Genomic DNA, 17,065 nt, shown 5'->3' on the forward strand with positions numbered 1-17,065 from the left:
AACTCTAGTCCGGAGTTCCTTCCCTTCTATAAATTCCTATTGTCCAATAGCTAAAATACATTCTTTGAATTCGTCAAAGGACTTTACCTTTAATAGCTGATTCACCATATAGGCATTTCCTGATATTTTGACTAGCAGCTGATATAGCTTTTGAATATCTTTCTTGTACTTTTTTTGTACACTTAATAAGAAAATAAGCTGCACTTTATTTTCGCCCCATTGAATTGGTTTTTTTAATGTGCAAATAGATAAAAAAGTACTGTCGGTGATTGGTTTTAGAGGATGAGGAATGGCTATGGCGTTTCCATAACTTGTTGGAGCAATCTCTTCTCGTTCCATGATTAACTCAAAGAAATGATCTGGCGCAATCCCCTTCTGTATAATTTCTCTTGCTAAAAATGCTAATACTTCCTCTTTCGTTTGATACTCTTGTTGAAAAAATCCAAGGTCAGGATAAAAATATTGCAAGGTAGTTTCAACTCTATCTACAACCATATGCTCTAATTTACTAATGTCTTCCTCTCTTAAAATAGTATGTACATCAATAACAGGTATGGTTAATTCCCTTTTAATAGGAATGGTACTAACAATGAAGTCTAATGTACTTAGATCATAGTTATCGATGGTAAACATATTAGCAGTTCCTACAATTTCAAGTTTATTGCCAAAGGTGGACTGAAGCTTGTGATACAGTAATTGAGCACTTGCCACCCCAGTAGCACAGACAATCAAGCATCTTTTCACATTGTTTTTTGCTTTCTTTCGCTCAAGCGCTGCGCCAATATGTAATGCTAAATAACCTATTTCATCTTCATTAATGTCCAATCCCTTATGTCTACTTAAGTATTTCCCCATAATAACAGCAGCATCAAAGGACATTTGATAATTTTTCTTGATTTCAGCAAGAAGGGGATTCTTTATGGTTAAATCGTATTTATATCTATTGATAGCAGGCTTTAAGTGCAGACATAACCCGTAAATTAATTCTTCATCATAGGCTATTTCTAGATCCAATTCTTGCTCCACTTCGTGGAGCATCGCTTTTGTTAATGCTAAAATGTCTTCCTCTATCATTTCTAACATATTCTCTCTGCTATCAGACTGGTAAACTACCATTTTCGCACCTAATAAATGAATAGTTATGTAGGCTATTTCTGATTCAGGAAAAGTAACCTGTAACGTTTTTTCTAGAAAAAAGACAATCTTTTTGGCAATCGTAAATTCTCTTTTTTCTTTAAGAGGCTCCATTTCTTTTAAAGGCATGGAAACATAATTATCATTTTGTATGCGAATACAGGCAATCGCAATATGCGTTGCTAAATTATTTACGCCAATATCTGATAGAAAAATAGATACCTTTTCTGCTTGTTCGATAATAATGTTTCTTATTTCTTCTAGTTTTTTATTCGGAAGTATCCAATCTGTTTGATCCTGGTCAAACACATATGCCGCAAGACAATAACGCAGTTTAGCTTCTTGCCCCTTGATTTTCAAACCATAGTTTGGCTTCTTATCTAGATTTAAATTAAAGTCTTTTAATAATCTTCTTACTTCTTTCAGATCATTTTTAATAGAGGATTCACTTACAAAAAGCTCCTCAGCAAATTGTTCGATTTTTAAGTATTCTTCCGCCAATAATAGACGTTTTAGAATATAGTCGACTCTTTCCTCAGGTTCCGTTGGAAGGGGTGTACTTACGTTATTTTCATTCATTATTTTTGTTAAAAATGGTTTAAAATAATGATAATTTCCAATAACTAATTCATATCCCTTCCCTCTTGTCAGTACTATTTCTGCTCCATTATCTTTTAATGTATCAATCAATGCCTTCATATCACTTCTAATTGTTCGCGTGGTTACATCCAGGGCATTTGCTAAGTAATCACTGGAAAGCGGAGACTTTGACTGCATAAGCTGATGCAGTATCTTTTGTTGTCTTATTGGTAACAATTTCACTCACTCCTTTTAACCAATTCCCTTCTATGATAGTTATATCCATCATATCTTATCAGCCTTTTATTAGAAAGCGGTTTCTAAACAAATTATCCATTATCCATAATGCCAATAATCTGCAGCAGAAAGCATCTCGCCTTTTTTCATTCCTGATACGCAGGGGTGCCCTTTTACATAATATCGTAATGGTTTTAGCGTCCATTCCTCTTTATTTGGAATCCCAATTCTCGGAGACTCAATTATTTGGGATGGTACTTTCCCATCTACAATCCGTAAAGATTCTTCATTTATTAAGATACCATTTAAAGCTTTGGTGATTTCCATTGCTTTTGTAAGCTTCCCAGGTCCATTACATACATTTACTCCATTTGCTTGTCGATTCTTTTCCATCCCTTCTATTCCTTCAAAAGGTTCAATCGCTCGGATAAGAACAGCCTGGGGATTTCCCTCTTCTTTTGTAACAATATTTAACATATGGTGGGTATGCATCGTATAAATATAGATTGTTCCACCTGACTTATACATCGATTCCAATCGAGGCGTGCGTCTTCCTGCATAGCTATGACAAGCCATATCTTCTATCCCAACATAGGCTTCCGTCTCTACAATATAACCACTATACGTATATGCCGGCGTTTTATGAATAAGTTTTTTTCCTAAAAGTACTTGTGCTATTTCTTCTGTTGACTGGTTTATATAATCAATCATCGTCTCTCTCTCCTATTATATTTCTTCTAGTATACGTTTCTTTCCCCCAAAAAAGAAAGAATCATCCCTTTATAAAAAGAGATGATTCTTTTCACCTAGTGCTTATTGCTTAACAAGTTCTTTTTGTTTCGCTATAGCTGCTAATCCAGCTTGATTTAATGTATTCCACGGTTTGTTAAAATGCGGTTGAAAGAAGAAATCGATAAATCCTAATTCATCAATCGTCATTTTAGTTTGAATACATACAGATAATGTATTCATCATTTGTGTCACATCTGCTTTTGAAATTAATTGTGCCCCCAAAATTTCTCTTGTCTCTTGATGGAAAAGTACTTTTAAACGAATTTCATGAAATGTCGGCATAAATTCTGGACGATCATTATCGATTACTTCTGTTACTTCATAAGGGATATTATTTAATTTAGCCGTAACTTCTGTTAATCCGGTAGATGCCATATTTAAGCCAAAAATATGCAATCCAGAAGTTCCTTGTGTTCCCATATATTTCAATGGTCGTCCAGCAATATTATAGCCGACAAGTGTTCCCATTCGAACAGCATTTGTTGCAAGGGGGATATACATTTTTTCTCCAGTTGGATTATAATTAACAGCACAGCTGTCACCTGCTGCATAAATATCTGGATTACTTGACTGCATATATTCATTAATTTTAATAGCACCATTAGGAAGCAGGTCTACTTTACCTTTTAACAGATTTGTGTTTGGTCTAAAGCCCACACATAAGATAACTAAATCTGTTTCATATTCTCCTTTTGTGGTATAAACCTTTGTTACTTTTCCTCGTTCATCACCTGCAAATTTTGTTACTGTTTGTTGTAAAGCTAAGTGAATGTTACGCTCCGCAAATTCTGCCTCAACCACATCTGTAAACTCTTTATCTAAATATTTATTTAGAATTCTGTCCTCACTATCAATTAACGTCACGTTTTTTCCATTTAACGCAAATGCTTCCACTAACTCAACACCAATATATCCCGCCCCAATTACGGTAACATTTCTTACATTCTTAGAGCGCTCAATTATTTCATTTGCTTGATTATAGTTTTTAGAAAGCAAAATATTATCCAGATTAATTCCATCAATTGGTGGAATTATTGGCCATGAGCCAGTAGTCATTACTAACTTATCATATGGATCAATCTTTTCTTCTCCTGTTTGTAAGTCTTTCACACGTACTTGCTTGTTTTCTGTATCAATTTCTAGGACTTCATGCTCCATATGCATCGTTGCGCCAAGCGCTTTTAACTCTTCTGGTGAAGAATAAAATAACTGACTCGCATCTTTGGCAACACCGCCAACATATAAAGCAATTCCACAAGATAAAAAGGAAACATTATTATTTTTTTCATAAACAGTTATATCTATATTTTTATTTACATTTGCTAATGTTTTTACTGCCGCTGTCCCAGCATGTGTACATCCAATTACAACTACTTTCATGTATAAAAACTCCTTTTGTAATAGATTGAATGTGAAATCCTTCACTTAATTAGTGAAAAAAATCACATATATTGTGATAGAATTCACATTCTGTTCACATCTTTATTATACATCGAATATTTCTTAATGCAAGTATTTTGTGATTGAATTCACAAAATAAAACATAGAAATATATTCCAATATTAGAGTTAAAAAAGTAGCTGGAAATAAACAAACTATAATGGGGGAAAAGGAAGCGACCGCTTCATCGAAAGTAAAACATTGTATTCAGGCTCTCTGTAATTACAACAATCTTTCTTTTTAAATGAATTAAAACCCAGCCAATAATATTTTTAGTATCATTGGCTGGGTTTGTCTTCGATTGAATAACGTTTTCCTAGTCTCTATTATCTGCAAACTCCAAAAACACTTTTTAAGTACTTCTACTCCTTACTTTGCACGGTAAGCTCAACTAGCTGATCAATCGATTTGTCTAATGCTTTCTCATATCCCAAAGGATCTGATAAAGCACGCCACCCCTCTTTTCGTATGAAGGATAATACTTCTTCCATTTCCTTATCCTCTATTCCAAGTTCTGTTAACAAGACTAAGGTACGTTCCAATGCGCCAACCATTCTTAGTGGTCCATAATGAGCAGGCTCTCGATACAGCCCTTTTGCACTTGTAAGAATATAGCCGCTATAATCTCTAACAAGTTCTACTAGCTTCTCATTTTTGTATGTTTCCATATCTGTCAAAAGAAATTACCTCCTCTTTTGCCCTGTTTTTTTTCTTTCTTGGAGATTCTTTTGAATAGCCTAAACTGATGAGAAGCTCTGGCTCCATCTCATGTGGAAGCGCCAACAATTCCTTGATGGCTTTTTTATGAAAGGATCTAACTGGGCAATTTCCGATACCTAATGAATGGGTAGATAAAAGAATATAGGCAGCGACTATTCCTAAATTAACAAAACGCAATACTTCTTCCGAATCTTTCCCGCCTTTATGGAGAGCTTCTGCAGGGTTGGAGCACAACACAATAACAGCCGCCGGATCTCCTGATAGACCTGGGGAAAATCTTTTTATTCTTTTTATCTGCTCTTTGTTCTGGACTATGAGGAAGTGAGATTCTTGAGCATTGCTCCCTGACGGACTATGTAAAATACTTTGTTCAATTGAATCGACTACTTCTATAGGTAATCCGCCTCGTTCTGCAAATGAGCGTGAACTTCTTCTTGTTTTTATTGCCTCCAATACATCCAATATCCATTCCTCCCTTAAAAAGAAAAGCCTCTACTTTCTAATACGTTCTTCAAATTTTCTCTTAAGCTTGCTGAGGCAGCGATTGTTTCTGGCCTTGTGCATCTTCTAGCAGTATGTTCTTTCCATCCGTAGTCCTTCCCCTGCTTTTCTGGTTCTCCAGCTAAGGAGACTCTACGGCCATCGTAGGTTTTACGAGAAATCATCGTATGATCGTATTGTTCTAATGACTCGTCAAGATTTTCTATTGAATATTTTTCCTGATGAACCATTACTTTTTCTGGTAATCTCGGCTTTACGCCTCGTCTTGTGCCTTCTTTTTCAATGCCTATCGATAATCCCGAAACAGCAAATACGCCTGCGGGTAGGCCGAGCTCCTCTGCAACCGCATCGGGATGGTTTCGAATAGAACCAACAGGTACACAACCTAATCCTAACGCTTCCGCAGCCACTACTGCATTTTGCAGAGCAAGGGTGGCGTCCATTGAGGAAAGAAGAAACATTTCTAGCGTATTGGCTAGAAAAGAATATCCTTGTGATTCTGTCACGTATTTCAAACGGTAAATATCTGCACAGAAGACTAGAAACACAGGTGCCTCATGGATAAATGACTGTTCGCCAGAAAGGGTAGCTAACCGTGATTTCCTTTTTTCATCCTTTATTACAATAATGCTATACGCCTGCAAGTTTGAAGAGGTTGGTGCACTTCTAGCTGCAGTTATAATCGTTTGAAGAATGTTTGCCGGAATATCTTTTGATTGAAAAGCCCTTACTGACTCATGAGCAGTAAGTACCTCAATCGTTTCATTAAGTAAATGCTCCTCTTTTGATAAGCCTTCTAACTCAATTCTCGTTTCCCGTTTCGAATATTCCCTCACTCAAGTCACCACCTTGCTATTTTATCAGTACGCCTTTCTCCATCAATAATGCATCATCTATATAAACGGTAGGTTGGGTGACAACTCCATCTATATGAACGCCTGCTGAAACTGTTCCACCAAACGTGTCATTGCTACCAAAAGCTATATGAATGGTCCCGTATACTTTTTCATCCTCTAATACCACACCTGTGATCCTTGCCTTATCATTTGTTCCTATCCCAAATTCTGCGAGCATTCTGCCTTCCCCATTGCCTAATATCTTTAATAATTGCTCTCCTTCTTCTCCTTCTGCCTCCACTAAGCGACCTTCTTCTATCTTAAGCTTAAGCGGAGTACTTAGCTTTCCTATTCCAGCCACAGAGCCATCCACTACAATGGTACCAGCTGCAGTTCCTTCTACTGGTGCAATATATGCTTCTCCAGACGGCAGATTACCCGATTCCCCGGGGTGTAAGTACATTCCCGTACTTGGGATGCCCTGCCTTTCTGTCATATCAAATGCTAAACAATAACCGTCTTTTTCAATTTTGACCTGCTTTCCCTTTGTAAGCTGCTCCGTTATTTCTTCCGTAAGAATTCTCACTTGTTCATAATCCGCAGAAATGGCTCCTTCTAAGAACATATCCTTTGTTATTCCTGGCATGGTCGCAAGCCTTGTTCCTGTCTCTACTGCTTCTTTTCTAGCTTGTGTATGGGTTAAGGAATGTGCCGTTACACAAACAGCCACATCTGCTGCTTTCATGGCCGCTGCAACAGTTGCTGGTGGCTCTTGTCCCGACTTTTCTCTGTCCTGCATAACAATAAGCATCGTTTCAGCGTGTAACGCTTTACCAGCTTCATATATGGATTCAGCTATTTCCTTCTTTGCTTCATCTGTGACAACGAGAAATAACTCTCCTTCTTTTATGCCTAAACAGTTAGCAAGAACATTTTTGCTTGTTTCTATCATTTTTTCGTTCATTTTTATCCTCTCCCTATATCATTTCTGATACTAATTTTGCCATGATTGCATTGGAGAGAATGACTGGTTTATTAGCTATTTCTGCTACCATCTCTCTGGCATTCTCTGTATATCCCATACAATCCAACAAAATTATATCTGCTTCCTTCTTTAATTCTTTAGCTGCATTCTTAAAAGTTTCTATACTCATATTATATGGTGATGCCACACTAAAAATAGGTTTTAACCCTAAGGGGGCATATTTAGGAAGAGACGTCTTTATTTGTTCCTTAAGTGGAACAATTACACCCAGTCTTCTATTTCCTACTAATGCGTGAATGGTGGGGGGAATGATATGATCAGGTTCAATTAAATAAGCTTTCCTTGTTTGCAGCCCTGGAAAAACACCAGTGCACAACAGCAATATTTGGTTTATTCCCATATTCTCTAAATAATAGATTTTCTCCTGTAAAATTGGCTTTATTTTTTCGCGAGACATAACTACCGACTCATTTGTTACTAGTCTGGAGGTTAAAACATAATCGCCTTCTTCAGGATATAGATTTGTCTCAATATAATCTTTCGACATCCCATCTAATACTCCAACTTGGATAAGTTCCGCTTTGTTTACACACTTCTCTACAATTGGGGCAACATCCGTTCTTGGAGCTTGACCAATTGTAATCATTCCAAGCTTTTTCATATAAACAACTCCTTTTAATAAGTCATTCTCTCCTCTACTATAAGAAAAGAGAGGAAGCAATGCCCCCCTCTCTTTTCTTACTTGGTTAAGACTGAGGAGAAACAGCTTTCCCCATTGTTTGCAGGACTTTCATGGAACCATATAAGGTTGTCATTCTATTAAATTCATCTTTATCATAAAATTCGCAAGTTCCATTAGCTATTTCCTTTGCAACCTCTATAGAAAAACGAACGGCATCCGCAATATCTGTTTCGTGACTAGCCCCCGTGCCACACCCTGGGACGATTGATTGAGCTGTTATTGCCAAGCCAATAACTGGTGCGTCTGTCGCAACAGATGGCTGCAAAATGGAATTGATATGGTATAAATCATTTCCATATGGTGTTATATCTTGTGAAGTGACAGGGAAGGTGACTGGAAATTTCCCTGTCGTCATTTCCATAATTCTTAGTAAGTCCTCACTAACTCGAAGAATGTAGCCTTCTTTTACTGTTGGAGAAAGAGCAATTCCTTTATGATTGATCACTCTATTTCCTTTTGTAGTATCAATTGAAATAATACTGTCCATTTCTGGAATTACTTCATGTTTATTCATTGTTAAAATATCGACTGGAGAATCCATAAAGTCAACAGGTTCATGTGGTCTTGTTGGTGCATCTGGGCAAATATGTGTTGAAACAATCACATCTCCAGCAAGTACATCTCCCTTTACCTGCATATCTGCTAGTTTCAAAGCAGAAGCAATTGCCGCTACGGCACCATCAGCATCAGATACTAACCCAATTCTGCTTGGTCGTGCACCAATGCCCCCTAATCTTCCAATAATACCTAATGTCGGAACAGTTCCACCAGAAGATTTCCCTTTTGCTCCCGGTATGGTAATCTTAATAAAATCTGTGCTTCCTTTTTCCCCTGTTACTTTTACAACATCTGTTTGTACATTTGGATATTCTTTAAATAAATCAGCAACAATTTCTCCTGTTACAAATGCATTATCTAACGTTTCTAATGCTACTAAAGTTTGTTTTAAAACCATTCTATCAATCTCTCCTTTTTAAATATAAGTTAGAATTTTTTTGTTTATTATTTTTTCAATTGGTTGGATTAACTTTTGGTTACTCATCGTACTACTTAAGCGTAATTTTTCCTTGGGAACGGTTATAACAGCTACTTGCTGACCTTTTGCCATTTCCGCGGTTACAATAGGTCTAGCTGTTTTTGTATCCAATGTCATAATAAGGTCTGGAAAGGTTCCAAAACGCACTCCATTTTTTTCAATTGTCATATACTCGTTCCAAAAGGTCATATCATAGCAGTCTTCAATAGTTACTTTTCCTACATCGAAACCTCCTATTGTTTCTAAAGTACATGCCGTTACTGTTCCTTCTGTGACTATAGATCCGCCTAATTCAGACACAACTGCTTCGATAGCAGATTCCCCTTTATTAGACAGCAAGGCTTTGCCTACTGTAATTGCTTGCGAAATGGCTCCCTTCGCTCCGTTTTGCTTTGCGTATCCCACTGTGATAGGATTTCTTGCCACTGCTACTAACCCGCCAGCATCAATAGACAATTGGCGAACTGCTTTTGCTGTTATATCAAGAGAACCAGTGATAAGCATTTCTATATACTTATCTCCTTTCCCGCCAACGGCTGCTTGATGAGAAATATAAGTAGGCATCTCTGTTAAATTTAATGATCCCATTGTGCCAGTTGGATGAGCTCTTCCATTACAAGGCAGATCTACTACTGGTAACCCTGTCATAGCAGATTGAAACCAGCCATTTACTGTAGTACCAGCTCCATTTTCATTGGTAATAATTCCTTGAATTGGTCTATCTAGCTTACTTGCCAATAGCTCCATTGCTTTGACATAATGAACCGGCTTTACATACTGCCCTTTAGCTGCTGGAGCACCAACTAGCGAAACCGTTACAAGTAAGTCTTCATCCGCCATTTCCTCTGCTGTTTTTAAGACAGGCTGACCAACCTCTAAAGCAAGGCGTCCTATCTGAAGTCCATCTTCTATTTTTCCTCCTCCGCCGCCTCCTAGTATGGCACCACCATATACAGCAAATTCTACAATCTGTTCATCTAACTTTATTGTCACGTTTCATCTCCTCATTTCCCTAATTTAAATACAGAGTTAAAGAAACTATACAGTGCATCCCCAGCAATAAACCCTGCAGCTAAAATACTCATTGGCGTCTCTGCTTCTTTTCCTTTTTTCTTCACCCACATTAAACGAATCGCAATTCCTACCAATACTGCAACGCCTGCATATGGAGTTAAAATTAACAAACCTGTTGCAAACATTACTCCTAGCTGTCTACTTGAACCACCAAGTATTTGTAGGATAGCCCCTGGAATAGCCCATATTAATAATTGCCGAGCGACTTCCATAGAAGTGCCTGCCTGAATCGTAGAAACATAGACAGCATCTATTGGTGGAACAAGATTATTGGCAAAATATCCTTTATAAGTGACTAGCACTGTTAGCAATGCGACTCCAAAGGCAACTAATGACGTCATATATTGTTGTTTTCTTCCATCTATTTCATATTCTTTGTCAGCGCCTTTTCCCCGTAGAATATGACCTGTTTTAAAGTCATAGCCCATATCTGCAAAAGCCGGTCCTGTCGCGGCACTGAATCCTGCAAGTAAAGCAAGTGCTAAAGGCGGAAAACCAATCATCATACCGATAAGGAGGGTAATAAAGGCAACCGCAAAGGCTGGAAACCACCCTGAATGCATGGCAGCAATACCAACGATTAACTCATGAACAAATGCGGCAAATGCAGCAAAAATAAGAAATCCAATCAACATACCAAATGACATATCTGTAATAAGTCCACCTGTTAAAGCAATAATTAAAGCAATCGCAATATAAACAATAAAGCCAATTCCTAAAGTCTTTCTTGCTACTGAAATAGGTGTTGTATAATTCGAGTCGTCTACATCATTTTCCATAGCTGCAGCTACCTCTTGATTTTTTCCCTTTTGCTTTCTTTTATCTTTTCCAAAGATTAATAGCGTAACTTGGACTAACGCCACAATTCCTGCACCAATCATAATGCCATGTGGGATGTAAAGGGCGTTTACATCTACACCAAAAACAGGAATAGAATATTGTCGGAATAGTAAGCCAATTCCAAACATAGTTAAAGCCCATATGTTACCGATAAAAGCAACCCCAAAGGCAGACATCGGAATATGCAAAATCGAGCCGATAACACCAATAAGTGTTCCAATTCCAAGAAGCCCTGCCCGTTTTCCTCCCTTATCACCAGCAACGATAGCTTGTGCTGTTGCTACTCCTGGTGCCCATGTACCTGATGCAGGAAACAGCTTCGAATCAAATAGTTTATATAAAATGGCAGCATCTGCAAACATGGCCAATGCTGCTCCGATGAGCATCGGAATAATTAAATCTGGTTCCCCAATTAGAAAGGGAATACCGATTGGGATTAACAAACTATTTGCAGCCCCAAAAGTTGCAGCTGATATAGAAGTCTGTACTAAATTCTGTCTATGTATAGACTTATATTTCTTGAAGATAGTAATAGGAATTCTAGCAATCAACATTGCTAGAAGCGCTCCTATAATAGATGTATTGGGTGTTACTCCTAAAGAGACGATAATTTGCATCCCGATAATAGCACCAAATACTGCAGTAATAATGGTAAATATAAGGGAAACAGGTTCAAATAAACGAGGGTGTTTTTTTACTGGTTCTACTTGTTTCATAGACTAGCCTCCAAATTATTTTTAAATAGCATTTTGATATTAAAGAGTGGAGTCATACTAAAATAAGTGGTACATTCGATGTTGTTGATATTGTAAGCCAGTGAATAAAGAATATTAAAAATAAGTCCAATTATTTCGTTACTCTTATTTAGTAAAAAAGAAAATCAAAACGATTGTCATACGATGAAAAGAAAAATTTTTATCAACTAATTGGTTGTCCATATGACAACGTCAGTATAACTGTGCTGCAAACTGTCCTTCTGCTTCGACTGCATCAATAACGGGAACTCTCAATTCATTACGCAATTGGTCTGCCAGTCCAATTGTTGAAAAACCTGTGCAAGCAAACACAATTACCTTGGCTCCTTGATCTAACAGATCTTTAGCAGCCTTCAGCCCCTTTTCCTTCCCTTCCTCTTTCAGTAAATCGGTCGTATTTTCTACACCTTCTGGAACTTTGAAGCCTACCAACAGCTCCCCTAAAATCTTCTTCATAACTTCTGGAACATCCTGGGTTATCCCTAATATCCCTACAGGTTTTCCTAAAGAAAAAGCTGTTAATGCAGCAGCACTTCCCGCTCCTATTACTGGTATAGATACTGCTTTTCTTAGTTCTTCAATCCCAGGGTCTGCTGCACAGCTAATAACAAGTATCCTTGCTCCTTCCCTTTCCATCTTTTTTCCTAACTCTACGATTTTTGGGATTGCTTCTTTTTCTGAAGCATTATCATAAATACCTAACGCTTGATCTGGTATACAGTGATTTACGGTTGGCAATCCATATAATTCTGTAATTATTTTGCCATGATGGTCCAAGACTGCTTTATTCTCCGTTGTAAAAACACGAATGACACCAATCATATCCCCACTCCTCAAATTTAAATTTTCTGAATATTTATATTTTAACTTTTCTGTCTTTTTGTCACAATGTCCTAAAAAAACAAAAAACAGAGGGGGCTATTGTGCTCCGAGTACAATAGACCCCTCTGTTTTAGGAACCCTTAAAGTTATGAAAGAATATACAACAATAGTATAAAACCTTCTCTTGGAAAGTATCTAATTTAATATCTGCTATTTCTTTTATTCTATCAATGCGATATTTTACTGAGTTACGATGAATATATAATTGATTTGCTGTTTCCTTTAGACTTCCATTAGAAGTCAAGTAATAAAAGAGCGTTTTGACAAGATCACTGTCATTTTCTTTATCATATTGTATTAACTTACCTATTTTCCTTTCAATAACTGGATCCATATTGACATAGTCGGAACTGTCTAGTAACAACTTAAATAGCTCAATATCTTCATAAAAGTACATTTTTTTCCCTTTATTAAGACTTGATCCAATTAAAAGTGAATTTCTAGCTTCTAAATAACTTAAATGTATCTCCCATAATAAAGCTCTTCCGCCAAATCCTACTTGAAAATCGGTATATTTCTTAATAAGGGGGACTAATTTCTCCATCCATAGTTGATTTGTTTCCGTTGTCATAATAGGTTGATAGGGAGCGGCTGAGAGGATAACAAGCCGATTTCCTTGTTTCTGTGTGTAAACCTTATTAGCATGGGATAGATTAACAGATTCTATAACGCTGCTTAATTCATGTAACAATGGTGAACCTTCCTCCATAAGATTTGCACTTTCCATCACGATTATTTCCCACATTATTTCAGGATCCAATCCAAGTTGTCTTCCTTTATTCACCACTTCTTCTTGAGGGAGAAATATGCCTGCAAGCAGTTCTTCAATAAAGTTTCCTCTTAAATGATTCTCTGTATCCATTGCTGTTTTTCTTCTCATTAATTCTAAAGAAAAAACTAGTCGTGCCTGTTCTACGCAAATTTTATCCATTTCATCCAAATGCTCTTTTTCAATTAAAAATTTGCCAACTCGCTCCTTATCTACTGTAATATCCCACTGCTTTATATGCGTATATTCGTTCATCCTTCCTTCCATTGGGGAGCAAACAATTTTTTTGCCAGCTTTATCTAAAAGAATAATAGGTGCTTCTATCATTTGTGATACATTATCAGCAACCGTTTGTATCCCACTGTTTTCAAGAACCAATGTCGTTAACTTCTTATAAATTTCTTCAGACCTTCTAAGTAAAGCAGCATGTTTATTTACAATTTGTTCCATGACAGCATTTGTAATATCAATGTATGGCACACCGACTGGAAGCTGAATAATGGGAAGATTATATTTATTACTTACCTCCATCATCTCTTTTGGCATTTCATGTAAATACCTTTCCGGTTTTATCGCTAATGCAGCAGCATTTGCCTGCGCTAATTTCTCCACAAGCTTTGTCAGTAAGGAAAGATCATGCCTTATGGAATAAGCTGTTGTTAGCAGCAACTCTCCCCCCCTTAACCAGCCGTCGATATCAGGAACTTCCATAATATCGATATTTTGAACATTTCTATTTAACCCTTCCCTCCCACTTATCACTTTTGCATCCTTTAAAACAGGGAGTCGTAATAAATCATTAACTGTAATACCCGATTGATTCATTCTTACCACCTCCACTACTTTTATCCTTTTCATCAAAAGAGGCTTCCTAATTTTCGGAAGCCTCGATTCATAATTTTTACTGTACTTTCATAGCTAAATCTCCAGCTTTTGCCCAGCCTGCGCGAAGAATCACGAAATAAAGCGGAAGTGTAATCACAATTGGAAGGACCATACCTACTGCCACATAAATTAAGAATCCATGCAAGCCTTGTGTGGCCATAATGCTGATTGGCGCAATTAAAGAATTCAATCCTAATCCAGCCAATTCATACGTTGCCGTGAATCCGAATCCTAATGTTGCAATCGGGGCACAAATGACGGCTGCTACAAAAGGTGGAATAATTAACAATGGGTTTTTGACCAAATTAGGGAACTGTACTTTTGGTGTAATGATAGATTGTGCAAGAAATCCTCCTAAATCATTTTGACGTAGAGACATCGCTGTAAATCCAACAAATTGTACCGTACACCCGATTAACGCTGCCGCACTTGACACTGGATCCATTTGCAATGCAATTGCTAAAGCTGCTGATGATGCTGGAGTCATCAGCAGGATGCTCCATACTAACGAGATAACCATTGGCGCTACTAAAGGTGAGCCTTGAACCGATGAAGTGATTTGGGCACTAATCCATTCTAGCATTGGAGTTGTCACTGCCGCTAAACCTACTCCAGCAATTCCTCCAACTAAAATTGCTGCAGCTGGAATGGCCACCATATCTAAAATTGTTTTTCCGTTAATCCACTTCCCAACATATGTTGCCACTACTGCTGCTAATACTGCACTGATTGGCTGTCCGGAAACAAGCACCATTCCAGCATCTGTTGCATGCAGCGCATTTCCCCCAATTGTACTACAGACCATCGCACTAAAAATAACTAATGTGTTTCCACCTAACTGATAGGCAATTCCCGCTCCAAATGCCGGTGCTAACAATACCTTTGCTACTCCGCCAATTTGAATTAAAACATCCCAGCCAAATGCTTTTCCGATCGATTCTAACAACAATCCCATTCCTAATGTTACAAGGACTGCATTTGACATTCCTGCTGAGGCTTTATACATTCGTTCCATAAAATATTCTTTGTTCTTCATCATTCTCTACTCCTCTATTTGAAAATAATTATTAACTAGATAAAAACAAAAAAGCCTGTCCAATAATGGATAGGCACCTTCAAGTTTTACAAACTGTTTAGCGCCTTGTTTTTAAATAACAAAAACTGGACTAAACAATTCCCGTTTTAATAAAGAGGGATTATTTAATCCTAAGAGCATAATATGAGTATAATATTCAGTGCTGTATTTGTTTTGATCTTCATGTCATGCTCCTCCTAAACCGTTTAATTAGTGTGTAGCTATAATATCACCAATATTCTGAATATGTAAATAATTTTTTTATTTCAGTCTTTATTAAAACGCTATCATAGAAATCAGAATGTAATCTTCCTCTTCCCTTTATATAAAAAGTGATTATTATTCAAGAAAAATAAAATCAATATGAAGGTTATATGTAAAATTTTTTTCACAATTGAACTTTTGTTAGAATATTTAACAAAAAAAAGAGTGGCGAGCCACTCTAAATAATTTCGGTATTCTTAGTCTCTTTTCCAAAAAACAGAACTACTGCTGCTCCGATTAATACAGCAATACAAAAAATAGTAAAAATAGCGGGAATCGAAACCTTTTGTGCTGTTAGGTAGGGAACTAATAACGGTCCTAAGATTCCGCCAACTCTTCCAATCGCAGCAGCCATTCCTGCTCCAGTTCCTCGGACCTTGGTCGAGTATTGTTCTGGTGTATAAGCATAAAGAGCTCCCCATGCACCTAAGTTAAAGAAGGATAAAAGAATCCCTGCAGTAAGCAGCATCGCTGTGCTTCCCGCTAACCCAAACATAAAGGCACTACCTGCTGTCCCAATTAAAAATAGAACGAGTACAAACTTTCTTCCTGCTTTTTCAATTAAATAGGCTGCCAAAGCATATCCCGGTAATTGTGCTAGTGTCATAATTAATACATATTCAAAGCTTTTTATCATACTAAAGCCTTGAGATACCATGACACTCGGAAGCCATAAAAACATTCCATAATAAGAAAAGACTACACAGAACCATAAAATCCATAAGGTTGCTGTTTGCTTCCGATTTTCCTTCGACCATACAGCTTGCAAGCTTTCCCTAATCGTTAGCTTTTTCTCTTTTTCTACTTTTAAAAATTTTGGTGAATCAGGTAGATGCAAACGTAAATATATAGCGTAAAATGCTGGGAGAACGCTTATTATAAGTGCGGCCTGCCACCCATATTTTGGAATAACAAAATAGGAGATTACTGCAGCGAGTAACCAGCCAAATGCCCAAAAGCTTTCAAGTAACACAACGACTCTGCCTCGTTTTTCCTTTGGAACACTTTCTGAAACAAGTGTGGATGCTACCGGCAGTTCCCCACCAAGTCCCATTCCAATGAAAAAACGTAGGATTAGAAAGATAGTTAAGGATGTAGTAAAGGCAGAGAGCCCGCTGCCAATAGAAAAGAGTAATAATGTAATCATAAATACATGTTTTCTTCCGATTCTATCTGCCATTAATCCAAAAACAAGTGCTCCGACAGCCATTCCAATCGAATTCATACTGCCAATCCAGCCCATTTCTTTTCCCGATAAACCCCAATCTGCTTGGAGAGCAGTAATAATAAATGAAAGCATTCCAACATCCATCGCATCAAACATCCATCCTAATCCTGCGATACCAAGAATCTTTCTTTGAGATATTTCCTTTTTCATTGTAATCCTCCCATTTTTCCCTTAGGTTCCCACTGATAGGTATAATTATAAAAACTAACTATTATAATAACACTTGTCATGACACTATTCATTACATTTCAAATAATTTTTTAGTTAAAAGGCAAAATACTTAGCATATGT

The 17,065-nt window shown here is 37.2% G+C and carries 15 protein-coding genes; all 15 read right to left on the bottom strand.

Annotated features, from left to right (window positions below; genetic code table 11):
- Window positions 1-36 precede the first annotated feature (36 nt).
- The 15 genes from NSS71_RS18235 to NSS71_RS18305 all read right to left on the bottom strand — a co-directional run bounded on the left by NSS71_RS18235 (window position 37) and on the right by NSS71_RS18305 (window position 16,924).
- A complete protein-coding gene (locus NSS71_RS18235; protein ID WP_341151896.1) occupies window positions 37-1,950 on the bottom strand; it encodes a BglG family transcription antiterminator in 1,914 nt (637 codons plus the stop codon).
- 99 nt (window positions 1,951-2,049) lie between these two features.
- Window positions 2,050-2,658: a DNA-3-methyladenine glycosylase gene (locus NSS71_RS18240; RefSeq protein ID WP_061797278.1), complete on the bottom strand. Its 609-nt coding sequence runs from the start codon at window positions 2,656-2,658 to the stop codon at window positions 2,050-2,052.
- A 105-nt stretch (window positions 2,659-2,763) separates the two neighbouring features.
- Window positions 2,764-4,122 (bottom strand): FAD-dependent oxidoreductase, encoded by a 1,359-nt coding sequence (locus tag NSS71_RS18245; RefSeq protein ID WP_047940840.1) that lies wholly within the window; start codon window positions 4,120-4,122, stop codon window positions 2,764-2,766.
- 422 nt (window positions 4,123-4,544) lie between these two features.
- Window positions 4,545-4,850, bottom strand: a complete 306-nt coding sequence (locus NSS71_RS18250) for a DUF6092 family protein (RefSeq protein WP_144544840.1) — start codon at window positions 4,848-4,850, stop codon at window positions 4,545-4,547.
- A complete protein-coding gene (locus tag NSS71_RS18255) occupies window positions 4,831-5,364 on the bottom strand; it encodes a nitroreductase family protein (protein WP_047940842.1) in 534 nt (177 codons plus the stop codon). The genes NSS71_RS18250 and NSS71_RS18255 overlap by 20 nt, the downstream gene beginning before the upstream one ends.
- Before the next feature lie 14 nt (window positions 5,365-5,378).
- Window positions 5,379-6,239 carry an NADPH-dependent oxidoreductase gene (locus tag NSS71_RS18260; protein WP_053215588.1) on the bottom strand — a complete coding sequence of 287 codons (861 nt, stop codon included), beginning with the start codon at window positions 6,237-6,239 and terminating at the stop codon, window positions 5,379-5,381.
- Window positions 6,240-6,255: 16 nt separating this feature from the next.
- Window positions 6,256-7,203, bottom strand: a complete 948-nt coding sequence (locus tag NSS71_RS18265) for an aminopeptidase (protein ID WP_047940843.1) — start codon at window positions 7,201-7,203, stop codon at window positions 6,256-6,258.
- 13 nt (window positions 7,204-7,216) lie between these two features.
- Window positions 7,217-7,885 carry an AroM family protein gene (locus NSS71_RS18270; RefSeq protein WP_047940844.1) on the bottom strand — a complete coding sequence of 223 codons (669 nt, stop codon included), beginning with the start codon at window positions 7,883-7,885 and terminating at the stop codon, window positions 7,217-7,219.
- Between the two features lie 85 nt (window positions 7,886-7,970).
- Entirely contained in the window at window positions 7,971-8,921 is a 951-nt protein-coding gene (locus NSS71_RS18275) for a DUF1177 domain-containing protein (protein ID WP_047940845.1), read from the bottom strand.
- A gap of 18 nt (window positions 8,922-8,939) precedes the next feature.
- Complete coding sequence (locus tag NSS71_RS18280) at window positions 8,940-9,995, bottom strand: DUF917 domain-containing protein (protein ID WP_341151897.1); 1,056 nt, start codon at window positions 9,993-9,995, stop codon at window positions 8,940-8,942.
- An 11-nt stretch (window positions 9,996-10,006) separates the two neighbouring features.
- A complete protein-coding gene (locus tag NSS71_RS18285) occupies window positions 10,007-11,632 on the bottom strand; it encodes an OPT/YSL family transporter (RefSeq protein ID WP_047940847.1) in 1,626 nt (541 codons plus the stop codon).
- A gap of 231 nt (window positions 11,633-11,863) precedes the next feature.
- Window positions 11,864-12,493, bottom strand: a complete 630-nt coding sequence (locus NSS71_RS18290) for an aspartate/glutamate racemase family protein (protein WP_047940848.1) — start codon at window positions 12,491-12,493, stop codon at window positions 11,864-11,866.
- A 130-nt stretch (window positions 12,494-12,623) separates the two neighbouring features.
- On the bottom strand, window positions 12,624-14,147 hold the full coding sequence (locus NSS71_RS18295; RefSeq protein WP_061796949.1) for a PucR family transcriptional regulator: 1,524 nt from the start codon (window positions 14,145-14,147) through the stop codon (window positions 12,624-12,626).
- 76 nt (window positions 14,148-14,223) lie between these two features.
- On the bottom strand, window positions 14,224-15,243 hold the full coding sequence (locus NSS71_RS18300; RefSeq protein WP_047940850.1) for a PTS transporter subunit IIC: 1,020 nt from the start codon (window positions 15,241-15,243) through the stop codon (window positions 14,224-14,226).
- A gap of 481 nt (window positions 15,244-15,724) precedes the next feature.
- Window positions 15,725-16,924 (bottom strand): MFS transporter, encoded by a 1,200-nt coding sequence (locus NSS71_RS18305; protein WP_047940851.1) that lies wholly within the window; start codon window positions 16,922-16,924, stop codon window positions 15,725-15,727.
- Window positions 16,925-17,065: the final 141 nt, after the last annotated feature.

The organism is Niallia sp. FSL W8-0951, from assembly GCF_038006525.1.
GTDB lineage: Bacteria > Bacillota > Bacilli > Bacillales > Cytobacillaceae > Niallia > Niallia circulans.